Source organism: Lysinibacillus sp. NPDC056959 (assembly GCF_042674095.1).
In the GTDB taxonomy this organism is placed as follows: Bacteria; Bacillota; Bacilli; order Bacillales_A; family Planococcaceae; genus Lysinibacillus; species Lysinibacillus zambalensis.
In genome coordinates this window covers 303567-320844 of the sequence record NZ_JBHURE010000001.1, presented here as the reverse complement: position 1 = coordinate 320844, position 17278 = coordinate 303567, and the positions used below count along the sequence as shown (strand labels likewise).

General features: G+C 37.6%; 15 protein-coding genes. 10 read left to right on the top strand and 5 right to left on the bottom strand.

Annotated elements, in window-relative coordinates; translation table 11 throughout:
* Positions 1-334: hypothetical protein (locus ACFTQ7_RS01480; protein ID WP_386826928.1), on the top strand; the 334-nt coding region annotated here is incomplete at its 5' end.
* Between the two features lie 105 nt (positions 335-439).
* On the opposite strand, the gene ACFTQ7_RS01475 is transcribed toward ACFTQ7_RS01480, so the two are convergent.
* Positions 440-3529, bottom strand: a complete 3090-nt coding sequence (locus ACFTQ7_RS01475; protein ID WP_386826927.1) for an efflux RND transporter permease subunit — start codon at positions 3527-3529, stop codon at positions 440-442.
* A 99-nt stretch (positions 3530-3628) separates the two neighbouring features.
* Here ACFTQ7_RS01475 and ACFTQ7_RS01470 point away from each other — a divergent pair, with 99 nt between their 5' ends.
* A complete protein-coding gene (locus ACFTQ7_RS01470; protein ID WP_386826926.1) occupies positions 3629-4462 on the top strand; it encodes a TetR/AcrR family transcriptional regulator in 834 nt (277 codons plus the stop codon).
* A gap of 246 nt (positions 4463-4708) precedes the next feature.
* Here the strand turns inward: ACFTQ7_RS01470 and rnjA are convergent, their stop codons facing one another.
* Both rnjA and ACFTQ7_RS01460 read right to left on the bottom strand, forming a co-directional pair.
* Complete coding sequence (gene rnjA / locus ACFTQ7_RS01465; RefSeq protein ID WP_349658985.1) at positions 4709-6376, bottom strand: ribonuclease J1; 1668 nt, start codon at positions 6374-6376, stop codon at positions 4709-4711.
* Between the two features lie 5 nt (positions 6377-6381).
* Positions 6382-6591, bottom strand: a complete 210-nt coding sequence (locus ACFTQ7_RS01460) for a DNA-dependent RNA polymerase subunit epsilon (protein WP_349658984.1) — start codon at positions 6589-6591, stop codon at positions 6382-6384.
* A 448-nt stretch (positions 6592-7039) separates the two neighbouring features.
* On the opposite strand from ACFTQ7_RS01460, the gene ACFTQ7_RS01455 reads away from it, so the two are divergent.
* The gene (locus tag ACFTQ7_RS01455; protein ID WP_386826925.1) at positions 7040-7810 is read left to right on the top strand and encodes a Cof-type HAD-IIB family hydrolase; all 771 of its coding nucleotides are present in this window, start codon (positions 7040-7042) and stop codon (positions 7808-7810) included.
* Positions 7811-7878: 68 nt separating this feature from the next.
* On the opposite strand, the gene ACFTQ7_RS01450 is transcribed toward ACFTQ7_RS01455, so the two are convergent.
* Positions 7879-8652, bottom strand: coding sequence for a DeoR/GlpR family DNA-binding transcription regulator (locus tag ACFTQ7_RS01450; RefSeq protein ID WP_386826924.1), 774 nt, complete (start codon positions 8650-8652; stop codon positions 7879-7881).
* 147 nt (positions 8653-8799) lie between these two features.
* Here ACFTQ7_RS01450 and ACFTQ7_RS01445 point away from each other — a divergent pair, with 147 nt between their 5' ends.
* Genes ACFTQ7_RS01445 through phnX form a run of 5 tightly spaced genes read left to right on the top strand, consistent with a single transcriptional unit; the run spans position 8800 to position 14069 of the window.
* Positions 8800-9552 carry an ABC transporter ATP-binding protein gene (locus ACFTQ7_RS01445; RefSeq protein ID WP_386826923.1) on the top strand — a complete coding sequence of 251 codons (753 nt, stop codon included), beginning with the start codon at positions 8800-8802 and terminating at the stop codon, positions 9550-9552.
* A complete protein-coding gene (locus ACFTQ7_RS01440; protein WP_386826922.1) occupies positions 9545-11209 on the top strand; it encodes an ABC transporter permease subunit in 1665 nt (554 codons plus the stop codon). The genes ACFTQ7_RS01445 and ACFTQ7_RS01440 overlap by 8 nt, the downstream gene beginning before the upstream one ends.
* Positions 11172-12155: an extracellular solute-binding protein gene (locus ACFTQ7_RS01435; protein ID WP_386826921.1), complete on the top strand. Its 984-nt coding sequence runs from the start codon at positions 11172-11174 to the stop codon at positions 12153-12155. The genes ACFTQ7_RS01440 and ACFTQ7_RS01435 overlap by 38 nt, the downstream gene beginning before the upstream one ends.
* 16 nt (positions 12156-12171) lie before the next feature.
* The gene (phnW, locus tag ACFTQ7_RS01430; RefSeq protein ID WP_386826920.1) at positions 12172-13266 is read left to right on the top strand and encodes a 2-aminoethylphosphonate--pyruvate transaminase; all 1095 of its coding nucleotides are present in this window, start codon (positions 12172-12174) and stop codon (positions 13264-13266) included.
* Positions 13263-14069 carry a phosphonoacetaldehyde hydrolase gene (gene phnX / locus ACFTQ7_RS01425; protein ID WP_386826919.1) on the top strand — a complete coding sequence of 269 codons (807 nt, stop codon included), beginning with the start codon at positions 13263-13265 and terminating at the stop codon, positions 14067-14069. Before phnW ends, phnX begins: the two co-directional genes overlap by 4 nt.
* A 123-nt stretch (positions 14070-14192) precedes the next feature.
* Here the strand turns inward: phnX and def are convergent, their stop codons facing one another.
* Positions 14193-14750, bottom strand: a complete 558-nt coding sequence (gene def / locus ACFTQ7_RS01420; protein ID WP_386826918.1) for a peptide deformylase — start codon at positions 14748-14750, stop codon at positions 14193-14195.
* 393 nt (positions 14751-15143) lie between these two features.
* Between def and pdhA the strand changes: the two genes are divergently transcribed.
* Positions 15144-16259 carry a pyruvate dehydrogenase (acetyl-transferring) E1 component subunit alpha gene (gene pdhA, locus ACFTQ7_RS01415; RefSeq protein WP_079559703.1) on the top strand — a complete coding sequence of 372 codons (1116 nt, stop codon included), beginning with the start codon at positions 15144-15146 and terminating at the stop codon, positions 16257-16259.
* Positions 16260-16262: 3 nt separating this feature from the next.
* Entirely contained in the window at positions 16263-17240 is a 978-nt protein-coding gene (locus ACFTQ7_RS01410; protein ID WP_079559704.1) for an alpha-ketoacid dehydrogenase subunit beta, read from the top strand.
* The last annotated feature ends 38 nt before the right edge of the window (positions 17241-17278 follow it).

The window sequence follows — 17278 nt, the reverse complement described above, 5'->3', positions numbered from 1 at the left end:
CAAACAAAACCTGCTGCTGCTGTCGCTGCGCTTTCGCACAAACAAAACCTGCTGCTGCTGTCGCTGCGCTTTCGCACAAACAAAACCTGCTGCTGCTGTCGCTGCGCTTTCGCACAAACAAAACCTGCTGCTGCCGCTACGTTGCACTCACGCTTTCGCGCAAAAGACATCTGTTGGCCCGAGACCCTGGAACGAAGCGGGTAGAGGAACGAAGGCTAAAAGCATCACGTCCTGTGATAACGCCTTCGTGACCAACATCCTGTTGCCCCGACGCCCTCAGGAAGCTCTGCTCTGTGCGAAAGCGAAGCGTCAGCAACGAAGCGCTCAGCTGTAACGGAAATCAACCCCACGTTATGCAATGGGTTATAGCCAAAAGGTTTCTTCAAAATATAGAAAAAAGGGCCCCCCTTTAAAGGAGAGCCCATTTTACATTTATTTATTAATTTTCTTCCATATCTTTTCGGTTTTTCTTTAACATTTTAGATAGCATTTCATACACGATTGGTACAACTACTAATGTTAATAATGTTGAAGATAGTAAACCACCAATTACGGTAATCGCCAGGTCTTTTGAAATTAAGCCGCTGCCACCATTACCGATTGCCATTGGAATCATCGCACCGATTGTTGCGATAGCAGTCATTAAGATTGGACGTAAACGAGTTGCCCCTGCCTCTAAAATAGCCTCGCGCATAGCAAGTCCGTCACGTTCCATATGGATAATGCGGTCTACTAATACGATGGCGTTTGTTACAACGATACCTATTAGCATTAATAGTCCCATCATAACAGAAACAGAAATAGTTTGATTTGTGACGTACAAGCCGACAAATGCACCAATTACTGCAAATGGTAGTGAGAACAGAATAGCGAATGGTGCTAAACCTTCACCGAATGTTACTACTAGAATGAAGTAAACGATCGCGATTGCAGCTAACATAGCAATTCCAAGTTGTGTGAATGTTTCTTGCATATCTGCAGCAACACCTGCAACGCCAGTCGTTACACCTTTAGGTAAATCTAATTTATCGATTTCTTTATCAGCAGCAGAAGTTGCTTTTGAAATATCGTCACCGATAAGCGTACCAGAAACTTTTGCGAAATATTCACCTTTTGAGCGAGATAATGTGTTTAACGTAGTGCCTTCTTCTACTTTTACTAACTCACCGATTGTCATTGTTGTGCCTAAAGCTGTTTGGATTTTAGTAGCTAATACATCATCAATTGATTTAGCTGCAGCTTTTTCTTCACGTTGTACAATAACATCGATATCTTCACCATCATACTGAACTTTAGTTAAAACTTCAGGCGATGTATTTTCATTTAAAGCCATTACAATTTGAGCAGTAGTTAAACCGTATTGTAGAACATTCTTTTGATCTACTTTTAAGGTATGTTCAACAAATGGATCTTCATTATCAGACTTAATTTCTTCTAATCCATCAACTTCTTTTAATGCGCCTTCCACTTGTTTCACGGCTTTGCGAAGCTTATCTAGATTTTCACTATATAATGTGTAACTCACTTCATTTGAAGATCCTGACATTGATGAGAAGTTTTGAGATTTCCATTCACCTGATTGACCGATGTTCGTTACATAGTCTTCTACTTCTTCACGTGCTTTAGGGAAGTCCTTCATATCTGGATCCAAGATGAGGTACATTAAGGCACCGCCAGCACCGCCACCCATCATCATTGCTGAAGGATCAACATGTTTAGGGTCATTGATAGAAACTTGCAAAATATCTACGTCTTTGCGTTTCATTAATTCTTTTTCTACTTTTGCGACATTTGCTTCTGAATCTTTCATTAGCTCGCCTGTAGCAGGAGTATACGTTAAGTACATAACCTTTTCTTCTTGAGAGCCCATGAAGCTGAAGCCGATAAGTGGTGTTAAAGCAAGAGAACCAACAAGCAAAACAATCGCAATAACTGATGTAATGATTTTATGGTTTAATGCTTTCGCTAATACACCTCTATACCAAAGAGCTAGTTTACCAACTTCTTTATGTTGACTTTCTTTTTTCTCACCGTATATTTTTTTACGGAATAGGAAGTGAGATAAAGCTGGAACGATTGTAATCGCCACTATTAATGAAGCGCCTAGCGCAAATGACATTGTTAACGCAAACGGCATGAATAATTCCCCAACCATACCGCCTACAAACATTAGTGGGGCGAATACGGCCACAGTTACTAATGTAGAAGAAAGGATTGGTTTGAACATTTCAATTGTCGCTTCACGAATAAGAGCACGACCTGTTAGTTTTTCTTCTTTTAAATGGATACGTCGATAAATATTTTCAACAACTACAATGGAGTCATCGATGACACGACCAATTGCTACGGTAATCGCACCGAGAGTCATAATGTTTAATGTGATATCCATCCAGTTTAATAGTAGTAATGCCATGAATACTGAAACTGGGATAGAAATAATCGAAATAATTGTTGATTTGAAATCACGTAAAAATAGTAAAATAATTAATACGGCAATGGCACCACCGAATACTGCTTTTTCAATCATTGTGAAGACTGAATCTTCAATTGGTTTACCTTGGTCAAGTGAAATATCCACTTTTAAGCCGTCTAATGATTTTTCTTCGTCTTTCATTAAATCTTTCACTGCATTTACGACTTTTACCGTATTTGCATCTTGAGCTTTAACGATTTGAATCGCAATCGCATCTTCGCCATTTGTACGGGATACAGATTGTACTTTACCTTCGACCTCAATCGTTGCAATATCGCCTAAGCGAACGAATGGTGAAGGATTTGTAGCTGAAGGTGTAACTGGGATCAATAAGTCTTTTAACTGATCGATAGATTGTACTTTACCATCTACTGATACGGCTTGTTCGCCAACAGTAAATTGATATAAACCAAGTGATAGCGACATATCACTTGCTTGAATCATTTGCTTGACAGAATCCTCTGTTAAGCCGAGAGCAGCCATTTTCGCTTGATCATATTTAAATGATATTTCATTAATGTGCTGGCCGTTAATAGTTGCTGAAGCAACGCCATCAATTTTTTCGATTTTAGGTAGTAAAATGTCTTCTACTGTTGACGTTAAATCAACAATATCTTCCTTAGAGCTACTAATTGATAAAGCGACAACTGGCATCATATTCATGCTAATTGCCATAACTGTCGGCTTTTGAGCACCTTCAGGTAATTTGATAGATTCTAAAGCGGACTCTAATTGGCGTTTTTTCTCATCCATATCAATTCCGTAGTCGTATTCAACTTGAACTTGTGCTACGTTTGAAGAGGAGTTTGAGTAAACAGCCTTTACATCTTCTAAGCTTTCTACTGCCTTTTCAAATGGCATGGAAAGCTCATTCATAACCTGTTCAGGTGTTGCGCCAGGATAAACACCCATTACAATTAAATATGGTATAGAAATATCAGGTATGGATTCCATTTTCATTTTTGTACCTGAATAAATACCAGAGACAGTGATGATAATTGTTAATAACCACACTGCCAATTTGTTTTTCAATACGAAATTAACTAAACCTTTCACCTTCACACCTACCCTTTATTGACTAACTTGATTCAGTTATTTATACTAATGACTAATCGGTCATTTGTCAACGAAATACATTAGGAGAGATTTAAAAGTATGTTAAAAAAGCAACTTATTATGGAGAAAGCGTTGGAGCTATTCTCAGAACAAGGCTTTGAAGCTACATCTGTACAGCAAATTACAGAGCGATGTGGAATTTCAAAAGGTGCATTTTATTTATCTTTCAAAACAAAAGAAGAGCTTCTAATTTCCATGGTAGAGTATTATCTACAACAGTTTGTTACTGATATTGACCAAGTGGTCAGAAGTTCACTTAGTAAAGACATCATTTTAGTTGAGTTTTACAAAAGTGTTTTTCAAGCATTTAAAAAAAATGCTGCATCTGCCCGTGTGTTTTTTAATGAGAAAGTACTTCTTGCAAAAAACGAGTTGTTTCAGAAAATAATGGCTTATGATGCGGATATATCTAAGACAATTATTTATATGTTGGAGCAGCTATATCAAGATGAACTCCACGAGACAAAATATGATGTCGTATATTGTATTAAAGGATTTATGAAAAGTTATTCAGAACTTTTTATTTTTTCTGATATACCACTCGATTTAGAGCTATTGGCTAAATCTCTAGCTGAAAAGACGGAAATTATTGCACGGCATACGACGATTCCGTTTATAACCGAAGAGCTTATTCAATTGACAGCAAAACCTTGTAATGAAGAAGTCTCACAGGAATCTTTACTAGAATTAATCGAACAACATCTAGACGGATTAGAAGACTCTATAGAACGCGAGTCTCTTGAATTATTAAAACTTCAAGTAGAAAATACAACCTATAGTAAACCGATATTAAAAGGTTTGATTGAAAATATACGCTTGCAGCCAGACCATAGATGGGTTGCTTATGTAATAGCTAAATACTTTAATATTTAAGCATGGAATAGGATTGGTCACTCTAAAGGGTGAACAATCCTATTTTATTGAAATTAAGTGGTCGTACGAAAAATTGAAGTGTTAGTGGCAATTATGTAATAGACTAGGGAGTAGAATTGCTTGCGGTGTTACTAATAGCACTACGTGACTTTAAAGTTGTTATTACTATATACGAAAAAATAGCAAAGAGGTTTCAGAAAAATGAAAAAAAAACTACGCAAATTTGCGTAGTTTTTTGTGAGGAGGTTAAACCTCCATAATAATTGGTAAAATCATAGGTCGACGTTTTGTTTTTTCAAATAAATATGGTCCTAATACGTCAGTAATTTCATTTTTCAGCTCAGTCCATTGAGGAGTTTTGCTTTGAATTGTTTCGTTCAGGTGACGGTTTAGCATTTTTTGTGCTTCATTAATCATCGTACCTGACTCGCGCATGTAAACAAAGCCTCGTGAAATAATGTCTGGGCCAGAAACGATTTTTTGATTTTCCATATCCACACTTACAACAACGATCACTAAACCTTCTTCTGAAAGGATGCGTCGATCACGTAAGACGATATTGCCGATATCTCCAATACCATTGCCATCAATATAAACGTCTCCTGAAGGGATGCGACCTGCTACATGTGCTTCGTTGGCACTTAATGCTAGCACGTCACCATTCTCCATAACAAATGTATTTTCAAGTGGAACATCACAATCTTCTGCTAGATGAGTATGCATTTTCAACATACGGAATTCACCGTGAATTGGCATAAAGAATTTAGGTTTCATTAAGCGTAGCATTAGTTTTTGTTCCTCTTGAGAACCGTGACCAGACGTATGGATATTATTAAGTGCACCATGAATAACTTCTGCACCTGCACGGAAAAGTAAGTTGATAATTTTGTTTACACTTACCGTATTTCCTGGTACTGGCGAAGAAGAGAAGACAACTGTGTCACCAGGCTGGATTTGGATTTGACGATGTGTGCCATTTGCTATACGAGAAAGGGCTGCCATCGGTTCACCTTGAGAGCCTGTGCATAATATCATTACTTCATTGGCAGGAAGACGATTAATGCTTTGGGCATCAATAAATGTATCCTTTGGTGCATTAATATAGCCTAGTTCACGACCGATTGTAATGGCATTGTCCATCGAACGTCCGAAGACAGCAATTTTTCTTCCGTATTTTATAGCAGCATCTGTTGCTTGCTGTAAACGGTGAATGTTGGATGCGAAAGTTGCAAAAATGATACGACTATCAACCTTACGGAAAATTTCGTCGATACTTTTTCCAACTGTACGCTCTGACATAGTGAAATTCGGCTTTTCTGCATTTGTACTATCTGAAAGTAAGCATAGTACTCCGTCGCGTCCGATTTCAGCCATTTTTGTTAAGTTGGCTGGCTCGCCTACAGGTGTAAAATCAAATTTAAAGTCACCTGTATGCACGATGTTACCTGGTGGTGTTTTTACAACAATCCCGTAAGCATCTGGAATACTATGTGTTGTTCTAAAGAAGCTAACAGATGTTTTTCTGAACTTAATAACATCTTCTTCTTTAATTTCGATTAGCTTTGTAGTACGTAGTAAGCCATGCTCGTCTAACTTATTGCGAAGTAAGCCAAGTGCAAGCTTACCACCGTAGACAGGGACATTTACTTGACGTAATAAGTAGGGGATACCACCAATATGGTCTTCATGTCCATGGGTAATGAATAATCCTTTAATCTTGTCGACGTTGCGTACTAAATACGTATAGTCCGGAATAACATAGTCAATACCGAGTAAGTCGTCTTCTGGGAATTTAATGCCGGCATCAATTAAAATGATTTCATCTTGAAATTGAACACCGTAAGTGTTTTTGCCGATTTCGCCCAGTCCGCCGAGCGCGAAAACAGCTGCTTGGTCATTTTTAACAAACTTCATGTTTGTTAAATTTCCTCTAAGACGAAGTTCGGACTTGCTTGTTCGTAAGCTAAATAGTTACCTTCAAGCAGTTGGATGAACTCGATGTTGTAGTTTCGGTCTTTTAGCTTTTCACGTACTTCGCGGTCTGAAGCAGCTTCAAGGTATAGACTTTTAGTATTTTCGCGAACTGGAATTTCATTTGCTTTTTGTTGGTAATAAACTTTGTAAATCATAGTTTGCTCTCCTTTTATTGCGTACATTTTTTTGCAGCTTTGACTAATACCACGCACGTACTACAAGAAAAAACAACGAATTTCTAGTATACTAATGGCGAAATTAGGCGTTTGAAGTTCTTGTATCTCAGTGTTTTAATCCAGACGTAATTACAACAAGTTGCAATTGAATAAAGCAATGAGACAGTGGTTGCACATAGCCAAATAAATGCATTTCCTTTATATTATCACGCAGTTACTCTAAAATAAAGAAAAGCCCTTCAAATAATGAAGGGCAAATGTTAGGCAATTGATTTTTTTCCGAGTATGCCGCGAAGTTGCTTCAACAATTTGCGTTTGAGTTTCTTCAGCATGGCACATCACTCCTTAGGATCATTATAATGAAAAATCATACCTCTGTAAAGTCGTTGGCCTTTGCAGAATAATACATAATGAAGGGGACTATAAGATGAAGAAAATATTATTTTTTGATGTAGATGGTACGCTTTATAATAGTGAGAAAATATTACCTGCTTCAGCGAAAGAAGCGCTTTTTGAGGCTCGTCGAAATGGCTATGAGCTAGCGATTGCAACTGGCCGTGCGCCTTTTATGATTCAGACCTTACTAGAAGAGTTGGATATTAATACGTATGTGACATTTAATGGGCAATATGTTGTTTATCGTGGTGAGGTTGTCTATACAAATGGTGTTGAGAAAGACGAGCTAGCCAAAATCATTGCCTTTGGTGAAGAACGGAACGAACCTGTAGTATTTTTAGATGACAAGCAAATGATTGCATCTGTTGAAAATAACGATATGGTGGCAGAAAGCTTAAATACTTTAAAATACCAGTATCCAAATTTAGACTCAACTTATTATATGCAGAACGATGTATATCAAACACTTATTTTTATGGAAGAAAAAGATGAACATTTATATCGTGAAGCATTTCCGAACGTGCAGTTTATACGCTGGCATCGCTATTCTTGTGATATTTTACCGAAGGGAGGCTCGAAGGCTACTGGTATTGAAAAGGTTCTTGAGAAAATGGGGCTGACACTAAATGATGCCATTGCTTTTGGAGATGGTATGAATGATATAGAAATGCTACAGGCTGTTGGGACAGGTGTGGCGATGGGGAATGGGCATGAGAGAGTAAAGGCTGTTGCTACCCATATTGCAGAACATGTAGATGAGGATGGCCTTGCTAAAATTATGCGCCAATTAAATATCATCTAAAGAAATTAAAGAGAAGCAACTAGTTGGAGGTATTAACTACAGCTAGTTGCTTTTGTGTTTCATAAATTTCATTCAGTATCTATGTTTGTACTTACTATTTTTAACTGTACACCTTTATCCGTGAAATGATTGATCGTTTCTTTAGAGAGTCCACAATCTGTAATAATCATATTTACCGCATCTGCTGGACAAACTTGAATAGCGACATCTTTGTCAAATTTCGAAGAATCAGCTGCTACATACACAGTTTGAGAAATATTAATAATTTGTTTTCGGGTGATAGCCTCTTCTAAATTGAAATCTGAAATTCCTTTTTCAATCGACACCCCACTAGCACAAATAAAAGCTTTATTAATATTTAAATGATCGAAGCGGAAGAGGAAAGCATTAGACGTTACAGATTTTTCAGAATGACGAACTTTACCGCCGATAATGATCACTTCAATATTGGAGCCTATTAAATCAAAGGCTACGGGAAGTGAGTTTGTAATAACGGTTAACTTTTCTTTTTCTAATAAAAAAGGTGTCATTTGATAGGTGGTCGTTCCACTATCTAAAAAAATACACTCCCCATCTTGTACTAAAGAAGCACAAGCTTTTGCGATTGCGATCTTTTCTGGTAGCTGTTCATGGAATCGGTTATCCATCAATCCCTCGGCAGGTTCAATATATTTAACACCACCATAAAACTTCTCCATTTTCTTATCTTGCACAAGCTGATGAATATCACGACGTATTGTTTCCATTGATACATTAAACTCTTTTGTTAGCGTTACTAATTTTACTACCTTATGTTTTCGGACAAATTGCAAAATATGCTGTTGCCTTTCTATTGTATACATTGCACATCACCTCTATTAAATGATAATCAAAATGATCGTAACTTTGTCAACAATTGGTCTATATTTACTCAATATTTACATAAATCCGCAATTCCCTTTACAAATTGTCCCTATACTGAGGTTAAGAACTAAAGAGAGGTGACCAATTTGTTAGAACTAAAAAATATCTCGAAAAACTATAAAAATAAAAAAGTTTTGATGAATATAAATTTAAACATTCAATCGGGTGAAATAGTTTCGTTACTAGGGCCGAGTGGTTGTGGAAAAACAACTTTACTCAATATTATTCTAGGTCTTACTCAACAAACGAATGGACAGCTTTTTTACAACGGACAAGATATATCGAAACAATCTATGCAAGATCGAGGGTTTAATATTGTTTTTCAGGACTTTGCGTTGTTTCCTCATTTAAATGCTTATGACAACATCGTCTATGGTTTGAAAAATAAAAAAGAAGGAATGTTAAAAAAAGAGGTTCAGGAATATATAGACTTTTTAGAACTGACCCCACATTTACATAAAAAGATTCATGAGTTATCAGGCGGGCAAAAACAGCGTGTCTCTATAGCTAGAACACTTGTGATGCAGCCTAAAATTTTATTGTTGGATGAACCGTTAAGTGCGCTAGATGGCGTGATAAAGGAATCGATTAAAGAACGGATTCAATCCATTGCTCGCCAATTTAATTTAACGACAATCATTGTCACGCACGATCCAGAGGAAGCTCTTACGCTATCAGATAAAGTGCTAATTATTAATGAGGGAACTGTTTCGCAATTTGGAACGCCGCAAGAAATAGTAAATACACCAGAAAACCAATTTGTTGAAGATTTTATATTAAGACAGCTTCATATAAAACGTCATAACATTTATCAGCTATTTGGAGAATCGTATGCTTAAAACAAATAAAATAATGAAATTGATTTTTCTTCCGATTATTTTCTTTTTTGTTTTCTTTTTAATTGTTCCGTTACTGTATATGTTTTGGCAATCTTTAAAAAAGGGGAAGGCCATCACCATTCAAAACTATGTGGAAACATTGCAAAATGGGGAGATTCGTGATGCGTTTTTCAATAGTTTTCAAGTCTCTTTAATAGCAGCTTTGATCACGACCATTTTGGCTTTTTTATTGGCCTATGCTGTTCATTTTACAACGATGCATCGCTTTACGAAAAAGCTTGTCCAAGTGGGTATTACATTACCAATGCTATTACCGACCATAACATATGGATTTGTACTGATTTATACCTTTGGCAATCAAGGGATTATTACGAAGATACTTGGTCAGCCCTTGTTTACAGTCTATGGATTTAACGGTTTATTAATTGGTTATGTGCTGTATACATTGCCCGTTGCCTTTATATTAATGCAAAATTCTATGCAATATATTGATAAAAGGTTTCTGCTAGTTTCCATGCTGATGCATGATCGACCATACCGAAGATTTTATCATACAGTATTTCGTCCGATGCAAGGGACGATTGGTGGGGCATTCATACTATCGTTTGTGTTAAGTTTTACAGATTTCGGGATACCAGCGTCAGTTGGTGGTAGCTACAAAGTTATTGCAACTGAGCTATATCAAGCGATGCTTGGTTCCATTGTACATTTCGAGAGAGGTGCAGTGATTTCGATTTTAATGTTAGTACCTGCAGTGCTTGGAGTTGTTATGTTAACGATTTTGGAACGATTTAATTTTCAGTATAAGCAAGTTTCTAAAAGTGACCTCGTTGTCCATCGTTTCCGTGATGTAATGTTTACTGTTTTCTCGTTTGTTTGTGTAGGTGCGGTATTAATCATGTTTTCAACAATATTTATAGTACCTTTTACGAAAGGTTACCCATATGATTTCAGCTTTACATTTGAGCATGTGAAAAACGTACTAGCTGAACAGGGCTTGAAGCAAGTCTATATGAACTCGCTAATAGTGGCTGTTTTGGCAGCTGTTTTAGGTGTGGCTGTAGCGTTTGTATCCGCTCTATTAAATGTACGAACACCGCTTAAAGGAAGGAAAAGCATAGATTTTGCTTCAATGGTTACGAATACTGTGCCAGGCATGGTACTTGGTCTTTCTTACTTGTTCTTCTTTAATGGGAGTTCCTTAAAAGGGACATTCCTCATCATTATTGCGTGTAATGTCGTTCACTTCTTTACAACACCATATTTAATGGCGAAAAATTCATTGCAAAAAATGGATCCGACATGGGAAGTAACAGCAGAGCTATTAAAAGATTCGTGGTTGAAAACGGTTATTCGCGTTATTTTACCGAATATTAGACCTACGATTTATCAAATGTTTAGCTATTATTTTTTAAATGCCATGGTGACTGTTAGCGGGGTAATTTTCCTTGTTAGCACGAAAACGATGCTTGTATCGACACGTATAAAAGAACTTCAACATTTCGCGAAGTATACAGACATTTTTGTTCTATCGATTTTTATTTTATGTACAAACCTCATTGTGAAATTAGGTTGTGATTATATAGCAATACCTAAAGAAAAAACAAAGGAGCATAAAGATGAAAAAATCAACAGTAATGATGTTAGGTACAGTTAGCTCAGCGATTGTTTTGGCAGCATGTGGAGGAGCGGAAGCGGGTTCGAAAGATCAAGTCATTATTTATTCAAATGCGGATGATGAAGCGATTGACGTCATGGAAGCAACATTAGATAACAAGGGGTATAAAGGTAAATATATAATCCAATCATTCGGAACGTCTGAACTGGGCGGGAAAATAATGGCGGAGGGGAAAGACATTGAGGCGGATGTCGTAACAACGGCTTCTTATTTTATTGAAAGTGCGCAAAAGTCCAAGTCTATGTTTGTAGATTTATCTTCTGATTTAAAGCCTTTAGATGATGGTTCTACATTTGCATTACCGATTTTAGGGAATATCGGCTCGATTTTTATTAATACGGATTTATTAAAACAAAAAGATTTGCCAGTTCCAACCTCTGTTAAGGATTTAACAAACCCCGCCTATAAAGATTTATTGTCGTTTCCTAATATTCATGACTCGTCAACAGCTTGGTTGTTAGTGCAGGCCATTATTAATGAGTATGGAGAAAAAGAGGGCAAACAAATATTAGCTGATTTAATCAAAAATGCTGGACCGCATATCGAAAGTTCAGGCTCTGGGCCTATTAAAAAAGTAAAAACGGGCGAAGTGGCTGTAGGGTTTGGTCTGCGTATTCAGGCTATCAATGCTAAAAAAGAAGGGCTACCGATTGATTATATCGATCCAATAGAAGGTAACTTTACATTAACAGAATCAGTGGCTGTAGTAGATAAAGAGGGGGATGAAGCGTTAGCGCGTGAAATAGCCAAAGTAATCGCAACGGAGGCCCGCCCTGATTTATTGAAGCAATATCCTGTAGCTCTTTATGAAGGTGAGCAAGTAAATGATGAGCATGTACCTAAATATTTGAAGAAGTGGGATACGATATTAACGGTAGATCTATTAGAAAAACATCAAGCTTTCTTTAAAGAAGCGCAAAAATAAGGAGATATTAATTTTTATGAACAACTATAAATTGTTAACGCCAGGACCTTTAACGACAACTGCTACAGTAAAACAAGAGATGTTAAAAGATCGTTGCACTTGGGATGATGATTATAAAAGTGTCACACAAACAATACGTAAGCAGCTTTTAGAGTTAGCGCAAGTGACAGAAACAGATTATGCAACTGTTCTTATGCAGGGAAGTGGCAGTTTTGTTGTGGAATCAGTGTTAACAACGGCTGTTGGAGAGGAAGATAAAGTCCTTATTATCACAAATGGTGCTTACGGTGAACGCATTGTTGAAATGGCAAAAGTGCTTAAACTACAGCACGCGGTCTATAGTGTTCCTTATAATGAACCGCCGTCACCACTCGAAGTGAAAGCGCTGTTGGAAAATGATGCAACAATAACACATGTTGCTATTGTACATTGTGAGACGACAACGGGCATTTTAAATCCTATTCATGAAATAGGAAGCGTTGTAAAAGGGTTGGATAAAACGTTTATCGTTGATGCGATGAGTAGCTTCGGTGGCGTACCGATGGATTTAAAAGCATTAGGGATTGATTATTTAATTAGCAGTGCTAATAAATGTATCCAAGGGGTACCTGGGTTTGGGTTTGTTATCGCAAAGATGAAGGAATTAGAAAAGTGTAAAGAGCAAGCTAGAAGTGTTGCATTAGATTTATATAATCAGTGGGAAGTGATGAAACTCGATGGAAAATGGCGTTTTACATCCCCTACACATGTAGTGGCAGCTTTTGCGAAGGCATTAGAGGAACTTGTGGAAGAAGGTGGAATACGTGCTCGTTACGAACGATATGCGAATAATAATCGTATACTTCGTACTCAATTGCAAGCACTTGGTTTTGACGCTTATATTTCAGAGGGGTTACAATCACCTATTATTACGACGTTTTTATTCCCTTATGAAGGGTTCTCCTTCGATCATTTCTATAATGCGATGAAAAAAGCAGGATTTGTCATTTATCCGGGGAAACTAACAGATGTGGATACATTCCGAATTGGCAATATTGGAGATATTCATGAAGATGATATGAAGACATTGTGTAAGGTTATCGAAAATTATATGGTGGTGATAAAAAAATGAAGATTGAAGCGATTATTTTAGATTGGGCAGGTACAACTGTTGATTTTGGTTGCTTTGCTCCTGTGAATGTTTTTCTTACAGTTTTTGAAGATGCGGGAATCAAAGTTACGCTAGAGGAAGCACGTAAACCGATGGGCATGTTGAAAATAGATCATATTCGTACAATGCTTGAAATGCCAAGAATTCGTGAGGCATGGAACGAAAAGTATGGACGAGATTTTACGGAAGAGGATGTCCACGCTTTATATATGCAGTTTGAATCAAAGTTAATGGAATCTTTAGCGACTTACACGGATCCGATTCAGTATGTGACAGAAACGATACAACAATTAAAAGAAGAGGGTATTCGGATCGGTTCTACGACGGGATATACAGACTCGATGATGGAGGTAGTGACTTCGCATGCAGCGGCTAAAGGATATGAACCTGATTTTTTAGTAACGCCTACTCAATTAGGAGATAAAGGACGCCCTTACCCATATATGATTTTTAAAAATATGGAAGCATTGGGTATTAAGGCGACGAAGCAAGTGGTGAAGATTGGTGATACAACTTCAGATATTCAAGAAGCTCTAAATGCAGGTGTATGGGCTGTTGGTGTTATTATTGGAAGCTCTGAAATGGGGTTATCTGAAGAAGAGTATATGGCTTTATCTGAAGAAGAGCAGCAATTTGCTATTGAAAAAACAACAAGAATATTTAAAGAAACAGGTGCGCATTATACGATTCGAACGATAAAAGAGCTCCCAGCATTATTGGAAAAAATTAATGAGCGTTTAGAACGAGGAATCGTAATGGCTTAAGCCTCAGGTGGATGTTAGACTGATCCCGAAGTTAAAGTATCAGATGAATTTCATAACGAGGCAAGAAAAAAGTAAACCCCCAGTTTAAAAAAACTGCAGGGGTTTGCTTTCTTTTTCGTGCGCCTAATCGCGCTCATATGGTGTAGAATCTGGAATTTCCGTAAATGGATTTTTTTCATTGATGCGGTCGTAAAACATAACGCCGTTAAGGTGGTCTAATTCGTGTTGGAAGGCTATAGCAGGCATTCCTTTAAGGCGCATTTTTTTCTCCTCACCATCAATGGTTTTAAATTTAACTGTAACACGAGCATGACGTGGTACATAGCCTGGAACATTGCGATCTACAGAAAGGCAGCCCTCGCCTGTTGCAAGGTACGTGTTTTCTACTGAGTGACTAACGATTTTTGGGTTGATTGCTACAAAACTTAATTGTTCGCCATTCTCATCTGTTAAATGGAGGGCAAACATTCGATGGAGGCTATTTATTTGATTGGCAGCTAATCCAATGCCGCTACGTAGGTTATATTTATCTGCCATTTCGGGATCTTGGCTGTTTATTAAATATTGAAGCATGTCTTCTGCGAGTTGTTTTACTTCATCAGTTAAAGGGAATTTTACCTCCTCGGCTTTTGTGCGTAAAGTCGGATGACCTTCGCGAATAATATCATCCATTAAAATCATATATGAATCTTCCTTTCGACTTTGTAGTGTCTTGCTTATAAGTATACATCACGTCTTAAAACAATCACATGAAAAAAACCTTATTTGAATATACTTAAAAAATTTTTTAATAGCTATTAGATTGTCTGAAACTGGGCATTCTACTATTGGTAATCATGTAGGAGAACGTAATAATTGAGTACCTTTAATGTGTTGTTATAATACAGAAAATATTAATTAGTGGTACAGCATGAAACAGAGTTGTTTAATTGTTATGTTAGAAAAAATCTTTGTTTGTACGCGTAATATATGATTGACCGACAGTATTTTATTCAGTATACTGAGTGCAAAGAATAAGTTGTACTAGTTGAAACGGTGATTTATTTTAATACAGCTGAAAGGGAGATGTGACAAATGAGCAAGAAAAACAATAATATTTTTGATGCTAAACAAACGCTAACTGAAATCGAAGATAAGTTTGAAATGTTTCAAATTTTGAATGAAGAAGGCGAAATTATAAATGAAGAGGCAGACCCGAAGCTATCTGATGAGGAACTAGTTGAGTTAATGACGCGTATGGTTTATACACGTATTTTAGACCAACGATCTATCTCTCTTAACCGTCAAGGTCGCTTAGGCTTCTATGCACCAACTGCTGGGCAAGAAGCTTCACAACTTGCGTCACACTTTGCATTAGAAAAAGAAGATTGGATTTTACCGGGTTACCGTGATGTACCACAAATCGTATGGCACGGTTTACCTTTAGATAAAGCGTTTTTATTCTCACGCGGTCATTTTGCGGGGAACCAAGTTCCTGAGGGCGTAAACGTATTAGCACCTCAAATTATTATCGGTGCACAATATATTCAAGCAGCAGGTGTAGCTCTTGGTATTCAAAAACGTGGTAAAAAGGCAGTGGCAGTAACTTATACAGGTGATGGTGGTTCATCACAAGGGGATTTCTATGAAGGCATTAACTTTGCAGGTGCATTTAAGTCACCAGCAATCTTCATTGTACAAAATAACCAATTCGCCATTTCAACACCTCGCGAATTACAAACTGCTGCAAAAACAATCGCTCAAAAAGGTGTAGCAGCAGGCTTACCAAGTATTTTAGTAGATGGAATGGATGCGCTAGCAGTTTACGTAGCAACACGTGATGCACGTGAGCGTGCAGTAAATGGCGAAGGTCCAACATTAATTGAAACAATGTGCTATCGCTATGGTCCTCATACAATGGCAGGGGATGACCCAACGCGTTACCGTACATCAGATACAGATAATGAATGGGCACAAAAAGACCCTCTTGTACGCTTCCGTAAATACTTAGAAGCAAAAGGTCTGTGGGATGAGCAAAAAGAAGAGGCTGTTATTGAGCGTGCAAAAGAAGAAATTAAAGAAGCGATCAAAAAAGCCGATGCTGCTCCAAAACAAAAAGTAACAGAGTTAATGGAAAACATGTACAAAGGCGAAATGCCATCTAATTTAAAAGAACAGTATGAAATCTACAAAGAGAAGGAGTCGAAATAACCTATGGCACAAATGACGATGATTCAAGCAATTACAGATGCACTTCGCACAGAATTAAAGAATGATGAAAACGTTCTTGTATTCGGGGAAGATGTAGGTGTCAACGGTGGGGTATTCCGCGCAACTGAGGGCCTACAAAAAGAATTTGGGGTTGACCGTGTATTCGATACACCGTTAGCAGAATCAGGTATTGGTGGCTTAGCAGTCGGTCTTTCTCTACAAGGTTTCCGTCCGGTTCCTGAAATCCAGTTCTTCGGTTTCGTATATGAAGTAATGGACTCGATCAGTGGTCAATTAGCACGTATGAGCTATCGTAGCGGTGGTGTCTATAATGCACCAGTAACAATCCGTTCTCCGTTTGGTGGAGGCGTGCATACACCTGAAATGCACTCTGATAGCTTAGAAAGCTTAATGACAGCACAGCCAGGGTTAACGGTTGTTGTTCCATCAACTCCATACGATGCTAAAGGTTTACTTATTTCATCTATTCGAAATGATAATCCAGTCATTTTCTTAGAGCATTTAAAATTATATCGTTCATTCCGTGAAGAGGTACCTGAGGAAGCATACGAAATTCCACTAGGTAAGGCGGATGTAAAACGTGAAGGTAAAGATTTAACAATTATTGCCTACGGTTTAATGGTTCACGAAAGCTTAAAGGCAGCAGAGGAGCTAGAAAAAGAAGGTCACTCTGTAGAAGTAATTGATTTACGTACAATCCAACCAATTGATATTGAGACAATTATTGCGTCCGTTGAAAAAACAGGTCGTGCAATCGTTGTACAAGAGGCTCAAAAACAAGCAGGTATTGCTGCAAACGTAGTGGCTGAAATTACAGAGCGCGCGATTTTAAGTTTAGAAGCACCTGTACTTCGTGTAGCTGCACCAGATACTGTGTACCCATTCCCACAAGCTGAAGGTGTTTGGTTACCGAACTATAAAGATGTAATGGAAACAGCAAAAAAAGTTTTAACATTCTAATGTAACTTCTAAACTTGAAGGACAGCAAATAGAAAGGA